Source organism: Pseudoalteromonas sp. SS15, assembly GCF_049257195.1.
GTDB lineage: Bacteria > Pseudomonadota > Gammaproteobacteria > Enterobacterales > Alteromonadaceae > Pseudoalteromonas.
This window is the reverse complement of record NZ_JBMMUD010000004.1, coordinates 87,850-103,984: the sequence shown is the minus strand read 5'-3', so window position 1 is coordinate 103,984 and position 16,135 is coordinate 87,850. Positions and strand designations below refer to the sequence as shown.

Annotated in this window: 16 protein-coding genes; 8 read left to right on the top strand and 8 right to left on the bottom strand. The window is 41.4% G+C overall.

The window, feature by feature from the left end; translation table 11 throughout:
• Nucleotides 1-22: 22 nt before the first annotated feature.
• Complete coding sequence (locus AAEU28_RS09815; protein ID WP_421963948.1) at nucleotides 23-646, bottom strand: arylesterase; 624 nt, start codon at nucleotides 644-646, stop codon at nucleotides 23-25.
• On the opposite strand from AAEU28_RS09815, the gene AAEU28_RS09810 reads away from it, so the two are divergent.
• The 3 genes from AAEU28_RS09810 to AAEU28_RS09800 are packed head-to-tail and all read left to right on the top strand — an operon-like array spanning nucleotide 645 to nucleotide 4,236.
• Nucleotides 645-1,358 carry an ABC transporter ATP-binding protein gene (locus AAEU28_RS09810; protein ID WP_421963947.1) on the top strand — a complete coding sequence of 238 codons (714 nt, stop codon included), beginning with the start codon at nucleotides 645-647 and terminating at the stop codon, nucleotides 1,356-1,358. The two genes, AAEU28_RS09815 and AAEU28_RS09810, sit on opposite strands and share 2 nt — an antisense overlap.
• Nucleotides 1,348-3,849: an ABC transporter permease gene (locus AAEU28_RS09805; protein ID WP_421963946.1), complete on the top strand. Its 2,502-nt coding sequence runs from the start codon at nucleotides 1,348-1,350 to the stop codon at nucleotides 3,847-3,849. Before AAEU28_RS09810 ends, AAEU28_RS09805 begins: the two co-directional genes overlap by 11 nt.
• Nucleotides 3,850-3,885: 36 nt before the next feature.
• A complete protein-coding gene (locus AAEU28_RS09800) occupies nucleotides 3,886-4,236 on the top strand; it encodes a VOC family protein (protein WP_421963945.1) in 351 nt (116 codons plus the stop codon).
• A 98-nt stretch (nucleotides 4,237-4,334) separates the two neighbouring features.
• On the opposite strand, the gene AAEU28_RS09795 is transcribed toward AAEU28_RS09800, so the two are convergent.
• Together AAEU28_RS09795 and AAEU28_RS09790 are read right to left on the bottom strand one after the other, a co-directional pair.
• Entirely contained in the window at nucleotides 4,335-5,066 is a 732-nt protein-coding gene (locus AAEU28_RS09795; protein ID WP_421963944.1) for an MBL fold metallo-hydrolase, read from the bottom strand.
• Entirely contained in the window at nucleotides 5,063-5,680 is a 618-nt protein-coding gene (locus AAEU28_RS09790; protein ID WP_421963943.1) for a chemotaxis protein, read from the bottom strand. Before AAEU28_RS09790 ends, AAEU28_RS09795 begins: the two co-directional genes overlap by 4 nt.
• A 124-nt stretch (nucleotides 5,681-5,804) precedes the next feature.
• Here AAEU28_RS09790 and AAEU28_RS09785 point away from each other — a divergent pair, with 124 nt between their 5' ends.
• Nucleotides 5,805-8,708 (top strand): EAL domain-containing protein, encoded by a 2,904-nt coding sequence (locus AAEU28_RS09785; RefSeq protein ID WP_421963942.1) that lies wholly within the window; start codon nucleotides 5,805-5,807, stop codon nucleotides 8,706-8,708.
• Nucleotides 8,709-8,930: 222 nt separating this feature from the next.
• Here the strand turns inward: AAEU28_RS09785 and AAEU28_RS09780 are convergent, their stop codons facing one another.
• Complete coding sequence (locus AAEU28_RS09780) at nucleotides 8,931-9,206, bottom strand: SelT/SelW/SelH family protein (protein WP_421963941.1); 276 nt, start codon at nucleotides 9,204-9,206, stop codon at nucleotides 8,931-8,933.
• 55 nt (nucleotides 9,207-9,261) lie between these two features.
• Between AAEU28_RS09780 and AAEU28_RS09775 the strand changes: the two genes are divergently transcribed.
• Complete coding sequence (locus AAEU28_RS09775; RefSeq protein WP_421963940.1) at nucleotides 9,262-10,410, top strand: exo-beta-N-acetylmuramidase NamZ family protein; 1,149 nt, start codon at nucleotides 9,262-9,264, stop codon at nucleotides 10,408-10,410.
• Here AAEU28_RS09775 and AAEU28_RS09770 read toward each other — a convergent pair.
• Nucleotides 10,407-11,261, bottom strand: a complete 855-nt coding sequence (locus AAEU28_RS09770) for a MurR/RpiR family transcriptional regulator (RefSeq protein WP_421963939.1) — start codon at nucleotides 11,259-11,261, stop codon at nucleotides 10,407-10,409. The two genes, AAEU28_RS09775 and AAEU28_RS09770, sit on opposite strands and share 4 nt — an antisense overlap.
• A 252-nt stretch (nucleotides 11,262-11,513) precedes the next feature.
• On the opposite strand from AAEU28_RS09770, the gene AAEU28_RS09765 reads away from it, so the two are divergent.
• Entirely contained in the window at nucleotides 11,514-12,887 is a 1,374-nt protein-coding gene (locus tag AAEU28_RS09765) for a Na+/H+ antiporter NhaC family protein (protein WP_421963938.1), read from the top strand.
• 10 nt (nucleotides 12,888-12,897) lie between these two features.
• Here AAEU28_RS09765 and AAEU28_RS09760 read toward each other — a convergent pair whose 3' ends face one another.
• The 3 genes from AAEU28_RS09760 to AAEU28_RS09750 all read right to left on the bottom strand — a co-directional run bounded on the left by AAEU28_RS09760 (nucleotide 12,898) and on the right by AAEU28_RS09750 (nucleotide 14,789).
• Nucleotides 12,898-13,497 carry a hypothetical protein gene (locus tag AAEU28_RS09760; RefSeq protein ID WP_421963937.1) on the bottom strand — a complete coding sequence of 200 codons (600 nt, stop codon included), beginning with the start codon at nucleotides 13,495-13,497 and terminating at the stop codon, nucleotides 12,898-12,900.
• Nucleotides 13,487-14,038 (bottom strand): RNA polymerase sigma factor, encoded by a 552-nt coding sequence (locus AAEU28_RS09755; protein ID WP_421963936.1) that lies wholly within the window; start codon nucleotides 14,036-14,038, stop codon nucleotides 13,487-13,489. The genes AAEU28_RS09760 and AAEU28_RS09755 overlap by 11 nt, the downstream gene beginning before the upstream one ends.
• Nucleotides 14,039-14,153: 115 nt before the next feature.
• Nucleotides 14,154-14,789, bottom strand: a complete 636-nt coding sequence (locus AAEU28_RS09750) for an energy transducer TonB (RefSeq protein WP_421963935.1) — start codon at nucleotides 14,787-14,789, stop codon at nucleotides 14,154-14,156.
• 128 nt (nucleotides 14,790-14,917) lie between these two features.
• On the opposite strand from AAEU28_RS09750, the gene AAEU28_RS09745 reads away from it, so the two are divergent.
• A complete protein-coding gene (locus tag AAEU28_RS09745; RefSeq protein WP_421963934.1) occupies nucleotides 14,918-15,424 on the top strand; it encodes a DUF3087 domain-containing protein in 507 nt (168 codons plus the stop codon).
• A gap of 72 nt (nucleotides 15,425-15,496) precedes the next feature.
• Nucleotides 15,497-16,111, top strand: a complete 615-nt coding sequence (locus AAEU28_RS09740; RefSeq protein WP_130255062.1) for a GTP cyclohydrolase II — start codon at nucleotides 15,497-15,499, stop codon at nucleotides 16,109-16,111.
• The last annotated feature ends 24 nt before the right edge of the window (nucleotides 16,112-16,135 follow it).

Below are 16,135 nucleotides of genomic sequence, written 5' to 3'. Positions count from 1 at the left end.
TGTGTGATAGGTGTATAGGCGACTAATTCTGTTTTAACCAAGTATTGAACTCTCGATACATAAAATCACGAATAATTGGTTGTGCTTCGGCATTCGGGTGAAGGTTATCTTGCATCATTAATGACTTATCTGTTGCGATTTCAACCATAAAATACGGCATTAGATAGCTGCCTGTTGCGTCAGTGACCTTTTTATAAGTGTCTGCAAACATCTTGGTGTAACGAGGACCTAAATTAGGCGGAATTTGAATGGCCATCACGGCGACTTTGGCACCCGCCTCTTGGCTTTTCTCAATAAGGGTGGTGAGGTTTTTACGAAGAATTTTAACTGGAAAACCGCGGATACCATCGTTTCCGCCTAGTTCAACTAATACATGAGTAGGCTTGTGGGCCTGTAACCATGCATCTATTTTCAAAATCGCATTGTCGGTTGTTTGACCGCTAATGGCGGTGTTGATGATTTCGATATCGCTTTGTTCTTGTTTATATTTATTTTGTAACAAATAAACCCATGCTTGCTCTTGTTCAAGCCCGTAGCCAGCGCTTAAGCTATCTCCAATGATCATGATCTTGTCTTTTGCAAAACTCGTAGAAGAAATAAGTAAAAATGCAAGAAATACAGCTAACTTAAGGAATTCTCGTAACATGTCGGTACTTTCTCAGTTGAATATTATAAATGTCGAGGGACTCAGCAAACGCGTAAACACCCTTGAAGGTGAGCTTACTATCCTTAGTGATATCAATTTTGCTGTCAAGCCCGGTGAGTCAGTAGCGATTGTTGGCGCGTCGGGTTCAGGTAAGTCTACCTTACTCAGTTTGTTGGCCGGTCTTGATGTTGCCAGTAGCGGTGATGTGCATTTGGACGGTGAAGCATTAAGTAAGCTAGACGAGGAGCAAAGAGCAAGAATTCGCGCCGAAAAAGTCGGCTTTGTCTTTCAATCCTTCATGCTAGTACAGAGCTTAACGGCGCTTGAGAATGTGATGCTACCCGCTGAGCTTGCAGGCGATCACAGTGCCAAAGACCAAGCCGTCGAATTACTTAAAAAAGTAGGGTTAGAGCACCGTCTAGGCCATTACCCATCGCAGTTGTCTGGTGGTGAGCAGCAGCGTGTCGCTATCGCAAGAGCCTTTATTGGTACCCCGAAAATTCTTTTTGCAGATGAACCATCGGCTAATTTAGATACTAAGAACGGTCATATTATCGAAAACCTCTTATTCGATTTAAATAAACAAAATGGCACAACGCTTATTCTTGTCACCCATGATGAGCAATTGGCTCAGCAGTGTGATCGTATCATTCATATCGAAGGGGGTATGTTGGAGCAAATTCGAGAAGGAGTGACTGCGAATGTGGGTTAAATTAGCGTTTAAGTTATTCTCTCGAGAATTTCGACGCGGTGAACTGAGCATTATTTTTGCGGCGATTGCGCTTGCAGTGCTGACAGTATTTAGTTTGGCATCTGTGACGGAGCGTATAGGTTTAAACATAGAGCAAAAAACCGCAGATTTTATTGCTGCTGATCGCCGTCTTTCAAGCAACCATGAGTTTGAACCAATCGTACAAAAAACCGCAGAAGAGTTTGGTTTAGAAACAGCAGAAATGCTGTTTTTCGATTCTATGTTGTTTGCCAATGACGAGCTAGTGCTTGGCTCTGTAAAGGCGGTATCTAGTGCTTACCCACTAAAAGGCAAAGTCGAGTTAAAAGATAATCTCGAAGGGCAAAGTTACCCTATTCGTGGCGCACCAGAGCCGGGTACTTTATGGTTGAGTGAAGGCTTGTTTTACAGCATGGGCTTAAAAGTGGGTGATACCGTTGAGCTTGGTGCTGGAGAATTTACTGTTGCTAAAGTGCTCATGAGTGAACCTGATGCACCTTTGTTTTCTCTGGCGGGTAACAAGCGCGTCTTACTGAACTATGTTGATATTGAAAGAACGCAAGCGGTACAGCCGGGCAGCCGTGTATTCCACCGTTTATTATTTTCGGGCTCTGAGCAAGCTTTAACTGATTACTATGCCTGGTTAAAACCGCAACTAAAACCGAATCAAAGTTGGCAGGGGATCAAAGATAGACAATCTCCACTTGGCGAGAATTTAGCTCGTGCCGAGCGTTTCTTATTATTGGCTGGTTTATTTGGGATAATGCTGGCAGCAGTGGCGATGGCGGTTTCAGCCAAGCGTTATTGTGAGCGCCAATACGACCCTGTGGCGATGATGAAAACCTTAGGTGGTAGCCGCGCAACAGTGCGCAAAATCTTTCTTACTCACTTAACTTTGGTGACGTTATTCTCAATTGTAATCGGTCTGGTTATTGGCTCTGTGCTGCAAAGTGTTGCTGCAGATTATCTGGCCAATTTTATGGATACTACATTGCCTGAAGCAGGGGTTAAGCCTTGGTTATTAGCGGTATTCATAGGTCTTGTATGTGCTTTGATGTTCTCGTTAAAGCCGTTATTAGACTTATTCGATATTCCGCCACTGCGTGTTTTACGTCGTAATTTAGGCGATAGCCTTGCGTTGAGTAAAGTGCATATTGGCGTGTCTATTTTGACAATTTTTGTCTTAATGTGGCTGTTTAGCGGTCAAATCATCACAACCTTAGTGTTGTTTGCTTCCACATTACTTGTCATTGCTGTGCTGTTTGGTATTTCGCGCTTAATCTTTGCCGCAGGTCGAAAGCTTGGTCTTCGCCCTGGCTCGAGTTGGTCGCTTGCAATTGCAACACTGCAAAAACGCGCAAACACCAATGCGGTGCAGTTGATCACCTTTGCACTTGCTATCAAGCTGATGTTGTTTTTAGTGGTTCTGAAAAACGACATGATCTCAGATTGGCAAATGCAGGTGCCAGAAGATGCGCCAAATATGTTTTTAATCAATATTGCCGAAGATGAAATCTCGCCGATTAAGCAATACTTCGACGAGAACCAAATCACGCATGAAGCATTTTTCCCGGTATTTAATGCGCGTGTAAACGCGGTGAATGGTGAAGAGTTTGCGCGTCGTGTGTCTAAACAAGAAGGTGAAGAGCAAGACGAGAATGCCCGTCAAGGGGTTAACCGTGAGCCTAACTTAACGTGGTTAGACGAAGTGCCTGAAGGTAATGAAATCGTAGAGGGTGAGTGGTTTAGCGACTCAGAGCGCTTAGAAGTCTCTGTATTCGATGGCTGGAAAGAGCGTCTTGATTTAAAACTGGGTGACGAAATTGAGTTTTTAATTAATGAGCAAAAATTCACAGCAACGGTAACCAGTTTCAGAACCGTAGACTGGGGCACGCTTAAGCCAAACTTTGTGATGATTTTAAGCCCTAATTTTGCGGGTAAAATTCCAGTCGCTTACTTCAGTGCAGCTAAACTTGAAGCGCAACATACCAAAGGTATTAGTAAGCTTTTACAGCAGTACCCAACAATCAGCATGATTGATATTAAAAATCGTATTCAACAGGCACAATCGATGATATCTCAAGTGTCATTAGCGATTGGCTTTGTGCTTATGATTGTGTTGTTTAGTGGGGCACTTGTGCTTATCTCTCAAGTCCAAGCAAGTCTTGCTGAGCGTATGCAAGAAGTCGTGATATTAAGAACTCTCGGTGCTAAAGGCAGTTTAATTAAACTTGCGACACTGTATGAGTTTTTATTGCTTGGTGCGATAGCTGGCGTGGTTGCTGCACTGGTGAGCGATGTTGCTTTGCTTGTTATTCAGCAGCAGCTATTTGGTGTTGATGGCCGTTTACACCCTTATATTTGGATTTTAGGACCGTTAGCAGGTGCGAGCTTTGTGGCATTCATTGGTTATTTTATGGTAGCAAAAACCATGCGTCAGAATACCCAAAAATTGCTACGTTCATTGGCTTAAACTGTAAGTTACTTGAATTATTAAAGGAATTGAAAGATGAAACATCATGCGATTAATTATGTCGAATTTGCAGCGAAGGATTTAGGTAGTACCGAGGTGTTCTTTCATCGTGTCTTTGGCTGGGATTTTACCCCTTATGGCCCTGAATATATTGCTTTTAGTGGTTCAGGTTTAGAGGGCGGTTTCTATCAAGCTGACAAGATGGCGAATGTTAATTCTGGTAGTGCACTGGTGGTGATATACAGTGAAGACCTAGAGTGTAGCTTGGAGGAAGTGCAAAAGGCGGGTGGGACAATTTGCCAAGACATTTTTGCTTTTCCCGGTGGGCGACGTTTTCACTTTTTAGAGCCCAGCGGTAATGAGCTGGCAATTTGGTCTGATAAGTAACTCAACCACGCATTCACGATTCTATTAATCGTTTTAATAAAAAACCCAAACGTGATGTTTGGGTTTTTTATGCTTTAAAGTGCAGTATGACTGAGCTTCTAAGAAGCGATACCCACATCTAATTTGGCAAACCACTCTAAAAACTCTTGTACAGCTTCACCCTTAAAAATACGGCCATGCTGCGGTGCCATCATCTCGATATCGAGTTCTTTTACTCGCGCAATCCAATTGTTTTTGGCGCTATTAGATGGCATCCAACGACGATGAAAGTACTCCATATGCTTTACATGTGCTGCAAAATCTTCGACAAACATAGGGACTTCCCCATGCTCTAAAGAGGCGCCAATATCACCACTCATCAGTATTTTTGCTTGCGGGTCATAAACGTTAAAGTTACCTGATGAATGCAAGTAGTGAGCGGGTACAAACTTTAATGTTGCAGATCCTACTCTCACTTCACCACCTTCATCTTTAATTGGTACGTATTCAATGTTTTCCATACCAAAGTGGCGTATAAAGCCTTCCCATAACCAAGGGGCATGAAGCTTGGCATTGGGAATGGTTTTATCCCAAAGTCCCAGTGACGAGATAATGTCAGGATCTTGGTGAGAGGCAAACAAGGTAGTGACGTGTTCAAGGTCAACATGCTTGAGTATACTTGCCAGCATAGGAGAAAAAAGTTCGACGCCGCCGGGATCTAGAATGATGGCTTCTTGCGCGCTTTTTATTAGGTATTGGTTGGTATCGATGATTTTTTCAGGTTTACTATCATCTCGCCCCAGTACTATCCATGTGTGACTCGCACTTGAGTATAGTTCGGTTGATTTCAACGCATCACTCCTCTTAATTTTGATATTTCACTGAGGTTGTCAGTCACAGCTGCTTTAATTCTTTTTGCAGCACTGGCTATAAAGTCAGAAACCCCTTGCAGGCTTTCACTGAAATCCCCTGCGTTTGAGGCTTCTACACGGCTCGTAACAGCAATGTATTCGGCACTTCGCATTTGCTTTTGTATGTCTTCAAAGTAGCTTTCTAAATTAAAGATAGCGTGCTCTAAGGCTTTGGATTTAACCATAAGGTCATCACACCCATTTGAGAGAAGTGTGTCTAAGGTTTTATCGCTTGAAGCCCTTTTGGCTTTTTGGATATGGTTAATGAAGTTACTGCACCTAACCACTGCAAGCGCCAAAGTGAAGAGCTGGTTTGATAAGGTGGAAATTTCAGCTGTGGTTTTGATGGTTTGATCTGAAAACTCATCAATAAAATTAGTAATGGGCTTAAAACCAAACGCTGAATCGCCAGCACGTAGCGCAACAACGCGCGCATTCTTAGCGGTGAGTGATAGGTTTTTTGCCTCGGTCAAGATGATATCTAAGTTGGCAATGATATTGGCAACCCGGATAAAATTTCCAACAGCATCAGTTGATTGAGCAGCTTTAAGCATTATTTCGCTCTGATGAATATTTTTATTGAGCATAGATAATAAATTCAGAAGTTTCTAGATTTTATTATAGTTGCTAAGTGACCTTGATTATTTGAGCTTCATCATAAACACTTAAAGTTGGTCAATGTTGATTTGGGAAGAATGGATGCATCGCAACAACATGGTATTAACAGTTCTTATTGTGTTTATTGCTTACTTTAGTTCAGCTTTACTGGGTGAAACCTTTACTTTAGCTGATCCTATCTCTCCAAGCTTAATCATCTTGGCAGATGTTGTCTGCTTGTTAATTGCTCATCGTTTTTGGCAAGGTCTAAACCGTTTTATTTTTCCAGTATTAGCGACTTTGCTTAGTGTTAGCATGTGGCTATTGTCTCTGCCTCAATCACTCATTATCAATGTGGTATTTCATCTTTTGATCGTGGGACAGGTTTATTTCCTGTCTGGAAAAATTCGTCACTATAAAATAAAGAGTGTCGGATTGAAGCGACTTGCGCTCGCATACCTTATTGGTGTGGTGTCTTTTGTCAGTGTAGCGTTAGCTTTATCCAAGGGAAGCGCTTATTTTATCGGTATGGAGCCAGAGGTAGAACATTTACTACAAACCTTCTCAATATTGCTATTTGCTTCACACGCTTTGTCTCATGATGAAGAGCAAGAGGGCCAAGTATTTTCTTGGTCTTGGCTGCTAGCATGTGTAGTTTGTTTAGCGGCAATGCCAATAGCTTTATTTTCTTTAAGTAGTTTTTTCATGGTTAATTTGCTGCTCTTTATTGCCAGTCGTTTGCTGTTAAACGGCAAACAGTTTGCTTCGCTAAATGTGGTGTTGGCGATGCTATTTTCTTCGATGATAGTTTTATCGGAACAAGCCCAGCAAATATCGCCTTTAGGTATAAATGGCAGTGTTGAATTGCTTTTTGCTGTGTGTACATCTTTATTTTTGTTAACTGTTTTATTGGATCATGCGCGTTTTCAGCATAGTTTCGAGTACAGTCAGGTAATGTTAGTCACCATTGATGAACAAGGGCAAATTGTTCATGCAAGCAAGGGGTTTTTAGATGCCATGCAATGTGATTTCAAAGACTTACAAGGGCGTTATCTGAGCGAGTATCTGAGCGAAGAAAATGCCAGTGATTTACTGAAATGTGGTGCTCAAGGACAATCTCATTTTTATTTACCAGAAGTGAAACTAACGACCTTCTCAAAACGCAAACTGTCATTAAGCCTATTTGCAGATGTGGTAGATGATAAAGACAAACACGCGCAAACAATCATTTCATTTCAGGATATCTCTGACAAGTTGATGCTAACCCAAGCGCTGTCTGAAGAAAAGGAGCTGTTAGAAGTCACCTTAAGCTCTATCGGTGATGGTGTTATCTGTACCGACAAAGCCAGCCGCATTACCTATATGAACCCCGTTGCAGAAGCGGTTTTGGCGAAATTAACTAAAGAAGTGAAGGGTAAGCCATTTTCTGAGGTTATGCCTTTATTCAATGAGGAAACCTTGGAGCCCATTGATCAAGTGACAGATCATTGTATGAGGCAGCGTGCGACCTTAGGCTTGCCTGAGCTCACTTGCATTAAGAATCACTTGGGCTTGGTGTTTGCTATTCAAGACTCTATCTCACCAATTTATAGTAAATCAGGTGAAATCATTGGCTCTGTCATGGTGTTTCAAGATGTCACAGAGTCTCGAATGATGACTCGAAAAATGAATCATCTGGCTCATCATGATGCTTTAACAGGCTTACCAAATCGTTTGTTACTACAAGATAGGCTGGCACAAGCTTGTAATCGAGCAGATAGAAATCAACATGCTTTTGCTGTTATTTTTATTGATCTTGATAAATTCAAAAATATTAATGATTCTTTAGGTCATGATGCTGGTGACTTTCTGTTACAAGAGGTTGCGCACCGGCTAAACAGAGGTTTAAGAAGTTGCGATACCGTGGCGCGTATGGGCGGCGATGAATTTGTTATTTTAGTCGACAGCATTAAAGAGCGCGCGCATATCCATACAGTGATTGAGAAAGTGCTGCTGACTTGTAGCGGGGAGTACGAGTTAAAAGGTATTCAACTGAATGTGACCTTGAGTGCTGGGATTGCTGTGTATCCTGATGATGGTACTAATTCTGAAATGTTGATGAAGCATGCTGATACGGCTATGTACAGAGCTAAAAAGGTCAATAAAAGTAATTACCAGTTTTACAATTCCCAGCTAGACAAAGAGGTCGAACAACGTATAGAACGAGAAGCTGAGCTGGTTCAGGGTCTCAAACATGGTCAGTTCGAGCCTTACTTCCAAGCCATCGTCAATGCGAAGAGTTTTGCACTGGAGAAGCTAGAAATGCTCGCTCGCTGGCAAACTCAGGAAAAGTTAAAAGGGCCCCATGAGTTTATTGCTGTTGCTGAAGAAGCGGGGTTGATGAATAAAGTCACGCTGCAGTTATTAGAAAAAGCCATGACGTCTTTGGTCCGTTGGATCACCACTTCAGTAAATTTACAGCTCAGTGTAAATTTAACCGCTGACCAGTTGTTAGATGAAAGCTTTCTAAGTGAATTTGAATCTTTACTGGATTGCTACCAAATTTCTCCTAAGAATATTGAGCTTGAAATCACAGAAACATCGTTGATTGCGAACTTAGATGAGATGCGACAGTCTTTAGAGGTTCTACAAGAAAAGGGCTTCAGTGTCGCTATCGACGATTTTGGCACTGGTTATTCGAGTTTAACTTACCTTAAGCATTTGAAGTTTAACACGCTAAAAATAGATAAAAAATTTGTTGATGACTTAAACTATGACAGAGAAGAAGATGACCTAGCTGTGGTGATCATCAATATGGCGAAAAGTTTAGGGGTAAGTACCGTTGCTGAAGGGGTTGAGTATTGTGGGCAAGCAAAGCGATTAGCAGATGCGGGCTGTTCACAACTCCAAGGGTACTGCTTTGCCAAGCCTATGCCCATAGATGCCATTAGTAATATGGTCGAGTTGGGCACAGTGATGAGTCAAATACACAGAAAGATGACTTAATTAACCTGAGCTTTGGATAATAAATCTATCTCCAGCGGCTACTTTCAGCGCTAACAGCGTTGAATTTACTTACAATAGGCCAGCTATTGATGCGTAAATTCGCCTTGTTATCGCTAAAAGTCTCCGGCTGCAGACTTGAAAAAGTTCTTATCATTTCAATATAAATACTTTAGTAAATCTCTTAACCAAAGCTCAGGTTAATTAGGCTGAGTTTAAGCCATGCTATTTATCTATATGTCCTAAGTCTCTACTTGGATCGAGTTTGTCTCGGACACGACGTTTTAGCTCTTTAGCCTCAGGAAAACCGCCATCTTGTTTTCTACACCAAATTAGCTCGTCGTTATAGTAAATTTCAAACACACCTTTTGAAGCTGGTGCAATAGCGACTTGTTGTAAATCATCACTAAAAGTTGAGAGTAATTCTTGGGCAAGCCACCCGCTTCGCAGAAGCCACTGGCACAAAACACAGTAATGAATGGTAATGGTCGGTCTTTTCATTGTTTTTTAGCGCAAATTGGTATGATGTACATATTATGTCTGAAAGGGTTTTGTTGTGAAAGCCAAGCTATTATTGATCTTCATCTTGTTATTTACTCCTTTATTAAAAGCACTAGAAGTCGGTGCGGAGCAAGTGCAAACATATTTACCATTAATAAAAGACAAACGTGTTGCCTTAGTTGTAAATCAATCAGCACAGGTAAAAGAGCAGCACTTGCTTGATGTGCTATTAGAGAAGCGAATTGACGTAAAAAAAGTATTTTCTCCGGAGCATGGCTTTCGAGGAAAGCAGGACGCTGGCGCTAAGATCAATGACCAAATAGACGGCAAAACGGGTTTACCCATTATTTCTTTATATGGAAAATCGAAAAAACCAAAGTTAACTGATTTGGCTGATGTGGATGTCATTATTTTTGATATTCAAGATGTGGGCGTTCGCTTTTACACTTATATTAGCACCATGCATTATGTACTTGAGGCTGCTGCTGAAGCCGGTAAAAAAGTCATAGTATTAGATAGACCAAACCCTAATATCAACTTAATTGATGGGCCAGTTTTAGAGCCTGAGTTTCAATCATTTGTTGGTATGCATCCAATCCCAGTCTTGCATGGCATGACAGTTGGAGAGCTGGCAAAGATGATAGTGGGAGAGGGCTGGCTAAACACTGAAAAGCAACCTGAATTAACCGTGGTTGCAGTATCTGATTACGATTTATCCGAGCCGTTTGAGTTACCCATTAAGCCAAGTCCGAATTTGCCGAATAGTCAATCTATAGCGCTTTATCCTTCGTTGTGTTTTTTTGAAGCGACACCCGTATCAGTTGGCCGTGGTACCGATTTTCCATTTCAAGTATTCGGCCACAATGACGTGAAGCTGGGTAAATTTGAATTTACGCCCGTTTCGACACCTGGTGCTGCGCTAAACCCAAAACTAAAAGACACTGTTGCTTATGGTCAAGACCTTAGAGCTCATCAAGGCACAGAATTTGACTTAGCTTGGTTTGTGGGCGCTTACAATAAATTTAAGGCAGAAAATAAGGTGTTCTTTAAATATCCAAAGTTTATGGATAAGCTGGCTGGCACTGATAAACTAAGAAAAGCGATGCAGTCAGGGCAGTCTTTAACTGAGATTGAAAAAAGCTGGCAGCCTAAACTTAAGCACTTTAAGTTGCGCCGCCAACCTTATTTGATTTATGAGCGTTAGTTGTGGCGAATTGCACGCATATTGTCTGTGGCAAGGCTAGCGCGCTTTTGCCAACGACTGTGAGACTGGGTTAAGCCCAAAAATAACACATCGGTGATCAGCGTGCTGGCGGTACGAGTGAGAATACCCGCATGTTCTACAGGTTCTTTTTCGAAAGCAGTAAACAAGTTTAGTTCAGCTTGCTCAGTTAATGCATTGTTTCCGTATTTAGAGATTGAGACCACACAGCATTCATTCTTTGCAGCTTGCTCTGCTAATGTGACGATACTCTTACTGTCGCCAGATGTGCTAATCGCAATAAACAAGTCGTCTTTGTGCATGGTTGCTAAATAAGCCGATGCACTGATCTCATCCACTTGTGATAGCGCTGGTAAGCCAATCTGTTGTAGCTTTAAAGCGAAGTCATTTGCTACTAGATTGCTACTACCAATACCACAAATCAAAATTTTGCGTGCACTTTTAATTTTTGCAATAACCTGATTAAGATCTTCACTGTGGTTTAATTGTAATGTTTCTTCTAACACTGTGGTTTGATGTTGGATCAGTTTAGCTGCCAAATCAGCAATAGGATCGTCGCTGTTTGTAGGTAGTCGCTCATTCGTATTAAGTTGTTTTAGACTTTGTAAGTTTAGGTCATCGACGATAGCCAGTTTAAAGGCAGGAAAGCCCTTATAGCCTAGTTTTTGCGAAAACTTGATGACACTTGATTGGCTCACGCCTGCAGCTTGAGCAAGCTCGATAGATGATAGCGTTCTGATCTGCTGCGCGTTGTCTAGAACAAAATTTGCTAGCTTGGCTTCGCTGGTAGAAAGCTGAGGCAATAAGGCTTTAATTTTCGAAAATGATGACATGATGTTTACTTCTTAGATAACGTTGTACCTATTATAGGGTTTTATCTCAAAAAAGGTAGTACGTTTATTATTGTTATTTTCGATATAGTGTACCACTTTTGGTGAAAGTGTCACATACGTGTTTTTTCTTAAAACGCAAAAGCTTGGTTTTTAAAATATTACTCTTTAAGCTTACTCGTTTAATCGTGCTTAACGAATTACACTTCATTACAGTAATTTGTGGAAAATAATAAACCGCACTTAAGGAAATTTATGTCTTGGTATTCAATTTTACCGCCGCTGATAGCTATATTGGTGGTGTTCTGGCGTAAAGAAGTCATTATGGCTTTGTTATTGGCGGTAATAAGCTCAGAGTTTTTATTGCTATATATGCAAGGGCAGTCTGGGTTACTTACTTTTGTTAACAGTGTTGAACGTGTCATTTCTGTGGCAACGTCAGCAGGAAATAGCCGAATTCTTATATTCAGTATTGTGATTGGTGCACTATTGGCCTATATCCGTGAATCGGGTGGTGTCGCTGCGACGGTCAATAAATTGATGAATCTAGGGGTTGCCAAAAGCAAACGGCAAGTTGGGTTACTTACCATGTTTACTGGCACTTCGGTATTTATCGAATCAAATATGAGTGTGTTGACGTCAGGTATTGTTTCACGAGGTTTGTTCGATAAATTTAAAATGAGTCGAGCGCGTTTGGCCTACATTATAGATAGTACCAGTGCGCCCGTGTGCATCTTGATTTTACTGAACGGCTGGGGGGCTTATGTACTTGGGCTATTAAGCAACTATGAGCTTGAGCAGTCGGCAGTGAGTATTCTTTGGAGCTCTGTGGCCTTTAACTTTTACGCCATTATTGCGTTATTAATTGTCCTTTACACCATTGTGTTCGATAAAGTGCACGGCCCAATGAAAGAAGCCGAGCAACAACTTGAAAAGCAAAACTTAGAAATTGATGCGGGTCCTGCTGCGAGTAAAGCACGCTTTATGTTAATCCCTTTACTAACTTTAATTGTCAGCATGATTGGCTTTATGTTTTGGACCGGCAATGGCGAACTTGCCAGTGGTAGTGGCTCTAAGTCGGTACTTTATGCAACGGTTTTAGCTTCTATGGTTGCCTATTTACAGTTAATTGCGCACAAGCAGTTTACCCATCACCAGCTTGTTGATATTGGCTTCAAAGGCATGGGTGAGCTACTACCGCTAGTCAGCATTGTTTTGTTGTCTTTGACCTTAGGCGCGAGTTTAAAAGAACTGGGTACAGGACAATTCGTTGCTTCATTGGTTGGTGACTACTTACCTATCTATTTGATTGTGCCAGTTCTATTTTTGACTGGCGCGGTAATGTCGTTTACTACGGGAACATCTTGGGGCACATTCGCTATTCTTATCCCAATTGGTGTGCCGTTAATTCAAGCATTGGGCTTGCCTGCACCGCTGGTGGTTGGGGCGATTTTAAGTGGTGGTATTTTCGGTGATCACTGCTCGCCTATCTCTGATACCAGTGCGGTCTCAGCACTGGCATCAGGATGTGACTTATTGACGCATGTTAAAACACAATTACCTTATGCACTTGTCGGTGGGTTACTCGCATTGTTAAGCTTCTTTGTTGCAAGTCTTATCATGATTTAAGCAAGATAGATTAAGGGCAGCTATAAGTGCCCTGGTTTTGATTAAGGGTTGTTAGGTTTACTAGCAGCCCTTTTTTATTGCTAGTAAGGGCTAGCAGCTCACCTTGACGAAGTTGCCCCTCAAGGTTGATATCAGATAAATCTCTCACCAATGACTTTTCAATCTCCAGTAAAGTGTTTTCTTTACAGTCAGCTATTAACAAAAATTCTGTGTTGTTATCAATGATCCGGCCATGGAATGAACGCGCTTGTGCGAGTAACTCTGAATGTTTTGCTTGAATGCTTTCAGGGCTTTGTAATGTGTGATTTCGAGTGATCTGCACTTTATATTGACCATCTTCTTTGCTGTGGTGCTCTATTTGTTCATACTGGGTCAAGTCAAGCGCGTACACCTGAGTGGTTTCATTTTCAGGTTGTATCCATAAGGCACCTAAAAATAGCAAACCAGCGCAAGCCATTGCCCATTGTGCTTGTTGCCAAAATTTATTTTGTTTTGGCTGGCGACATTTAGCCTTCATTAGCTCAAGGTCTTGTTTGGTTAAACCCTGCTGTTGCTTACGCTGTTGGTAAGCTTGTTTCAAGGTCTTATCAAAATCATCATCATTCGCCATGGGAGTCTCCTAAACGCTGTTTTAAAGCTTGCTTGGCGTAGCGTAATCTGGTTTTTATGGTTTCAACTTCGCTATGTGTGATCGTTGCGATTTCTTGTAAGCTGAAGCCTTCTAATTGCAGGCTGAGCGCTTCTCTTTGCAAAAAAGGCAGGGTGAGGAGTGCATCATAGAGTGCGTTTTTTTCATCCGCTTCAGCTTCGCTACTCGTAGCTTCATGGTGTTGTTCATCGAGTGAAGATAGACGGTTCTGTTTCTTAAATTCGTCTAGTAGAGCATTTCGAGCGATTGAAAATAGCCATGCTTTTGGTGTTTGCTGATCACGGTATAGATGGCTTTTTTCTACAACGGTGAGCCACGTTTTTTGGCAAATATCTTTTGCCAGTTCACGATCGCTTTGTCCACTCAAAAAATGAAACAGGTCTTGGCTATAGGTATTGATTAAAATCTCTATATAGATATCTTCGCCAGTCTGTTTATACGCCTCTAGTGGATCTCTGCTGGGTGAAACCTTATGTAACCATGTTTTTAATGCTATCAGCATAGGCACTTTCCCGATTGTTCTTTTCCCTATTGATTGGCTTATCTCGCTGACAAGCCAATCAACTTAACTTATACCACTCCTCCTAATTAAGAATTATTGAGGGGTGGTATTTAGCTTATTGCTGTAATTTGAACTCTAACACAACTTGTAAACCGGTTTGCACTATCGCCTTGCCGTTTTCCATCTTAGGACGGTACTTCCAGCCTTTTAGTGCTCTTAATGCTTCTCGATTAAAAATACGTTTTGGCTCAGCATTAATAACTTGTGCATCAATTACATTGCCTGCTTTATCGATTGAAAATGCCATTTCAACCCAGCCCTCTTTGCCATCACGAGCAGCAACGGCTGGATATTTAGGATCCACCCTGACAATCGGGGTTGCATCGCCATCTTGTGGTGCAAATATTTGCGTGTTGATTGGCGTTCTATCTAATTCTATCACTGGGCCGCCTATACCAATTTGTGGCCCTGCTACCTCAGACGGTACCGATGTTTGTGGTCTTGGCGGTTGTGCTTTAGGTTGCGGCGGTGGTGGTAAAGGCCTTGTTTTAGTTTGTACCTCGGAGTCTGGTCTGTCTTGCATGATCTCTAATTCAAAGGGGGTTTTAACTTCAACAGGCGCTCTTTCTTCACTGCTGATTAAATAATTCATAAAGGCAAAAGCAGCCAAGGTCACTATGGCACCGATTACAATTGATGCAGATACTTTAGTCATGGTTTGAGCTGGAGTTGGCATGGTGTAGGTCATCATAATAAGCGCCTCTTTTTTGTTTGCTTACCTCTAAAACGACACAGCAAGAAAAAAGGGGTGAAAAAATTTTAAATTTTTTTATCAACCGTTCCACAGTACAATACGTATAGGTTTGCCGAGGAAGTAATATGCAGTTACAAGAAATTGATAAAACGCGTTATAGAAAACATCTTAATAAAGTGATTTTTGCCTGTATTGCCGCGCTTACAGTGGGCAGTTTAGGGGTAGCACAGTTGCTAATTTTATTGTTCCCAGATGCAGATGGTAGTCACTTTCATTGGAATTTACTGGGCGTGGTAGTGACTTCAATTGTTATAGGTCTGACTTTAAAAAAGGTTAAGTCGCACCCATTTATGTATGAAGTTGCGTATGTGTGGGATCTAAAACAATCACTTAATCGCATCACACGCAAGATGATGGCAATTAAAAAAGCCGCCAAAGAAGGCGATGTTGATGCAATGTTGGCAATGCAGTTTAGTTATTCTGGGTCAAAACAACTTTGGACGCTAGATGACAACACCATCACGATGGAAGATTTGAGTATGTGGCAAGCTGAATTAGATGCATTGGCGCGTGAATATCAAGTTGAATTGGATATTACTAAATACGACGAGCGCATTTTAGCTAAGTTTTAATGGGCTCCTAAATTTCAAGCTATCAAAAATGTGATAGTATAACACTTTAAAATTATTAGGTTCGCAAAAGTCGTGGCAGAAGTAAGAGCGAGAGTGAAGCTGAATGTAGGACAGCACAGTCATATTCCTGCAGAAATTGTATCGTTTCATGGTTTACAAGATGGTGAAGAGCACGTTGCTCTAATCTTTAATGAAGCTGATAAGAATGAAGTACCGCTTATTCGTATGCACTCAGAGTGTTTAACGGGGGATGTCTTCCATTCTTCACGTTGTGACTGTGGTGAACAGTTAAATGAATGTATCGAAACCATGCATGAGCAAGGTGGCATCATTCTGTATTTGCGTCAAGAAGGTCGCGGTATTGGTTTGTACAACAAAATCGATGCGTATGTTTTACAGTCGCAAGGTATGAATACCTACGAAGCGAATAACCACTTAGGTTTTGATGACGACTTACGTGATTTCTCAGACGCTGTTTTGATGCTTCAGGCGATGGGCTTAAATCACGTTAAATTGATGACGAATAATCCACGTAAACTTAATGCGCTAAAAAATGCAGGCATTGAAGTTGATAAAGTTGTCGGCACTCACGCACACATAAAAGACGGTAACCGTCATTATTTAGAAGCGAAAGTGAAGCATGGTTCACACATGTTAGATATGGAAAAAGTACCTGAGAAAAAGTAGCTTTTTCACCTTCTTTTGTATTCG

Excerpts from the sequence above, each read along its gene's own strand:
- AAEU28_RS09815 (WP_421963948.1), bottom strand. The coding sequence starts at position 646 with ATGTTACGAGAATTCCTTAAGTTAGCTGTATTTCTTGCATTTTTACTT.
- AAEU28_RS09760 (WP_421963937.1), bottom strand. The coding sequence starts at position 13,497 with ATGGCGAATGATGATGATTTTGATAAGACCTTGAAACAAGCTTACCAA.
- AAEU28_RS09780 (WP_421963941.1), bottom strand. The coding sequence starts at position 9,206 with ATGAAAAGACCGACCATTACCATTCATTACTGTGTTTTGTGCCAGTGG.
- AAEU28_RS09770 (WP_421963939.1), bottom strand. The coding sequence starts at position 11,261 with ATGTCATCATTTTCGAAAATTAAAGCCTTATTGCCTCAGCTTTCTACC.
- AAEU28_RS09785 (WP_421963942.1), top strand. The coding sequence starts at position 5,805 with ATGTTGATTTGGGAAGAATGGATGCATCGCAACAACATGGTATTAACA.
- AAEU28_RS09790 (WP_421963943.1), bottom strand. The coding sequence starts at position 5,680 with ATGCTTAAAGCTGCTCAATCAACTGATGCTGTTGGAAATTTTATCCGG.
- AAEU28_RS09765 (WP_421963938.1), top strand. The coding sequence starts at position 11,514 with ATGTCTTGGTATTCAATTTTACCGCCGCTGATAGCTATATTGGTGGTG.
- AAEU28_RS09750 (WP_421963935.1), bottom strand. The coding sequence starts at position 14,789 with ATGATGACCTACACCATGCCAACTCCAGCTCAAACCATGACTAAAGTA.
- AAEU28_RS09745 (WP_421963934.1), top strand. The coding sequence starts at position 14,918 with ATGCAGTTACAAGAAATTGATAAAACGCGTTATAGAAAACATCTTAAT.
- AAEU28_RS09755 (WP_421963936.1), bottom strand. The coding sequence starts at position 14,038 with ATGCTGATAGCATTAAAAACATGGTTACATAAGGTTTCACCCAGCAGA.
- AAEU28_RS09800 (WP_421963945.1), top strand. The coding sequence starts at position 3,886 with ATGAAACATCATGCGATTAATTATGTCGAATTTGCAGCGAAGGATTTA.
- AAEU28_RS09810 (WP_421963947.1), top strand. The coding sequence starts at position 645 with ATGTCGGTACTTTCTCAGTTGAATATTATAAATGTCGAGGGACTCAGC.
- AAEU28_RS09805 (WP_421963946.1), top strand. The coding sequence starts at position 1,348 with ATGTGGGTTAAATTAGCGTTTAAGTTATTCTCTCGAGAATTTCGACGC.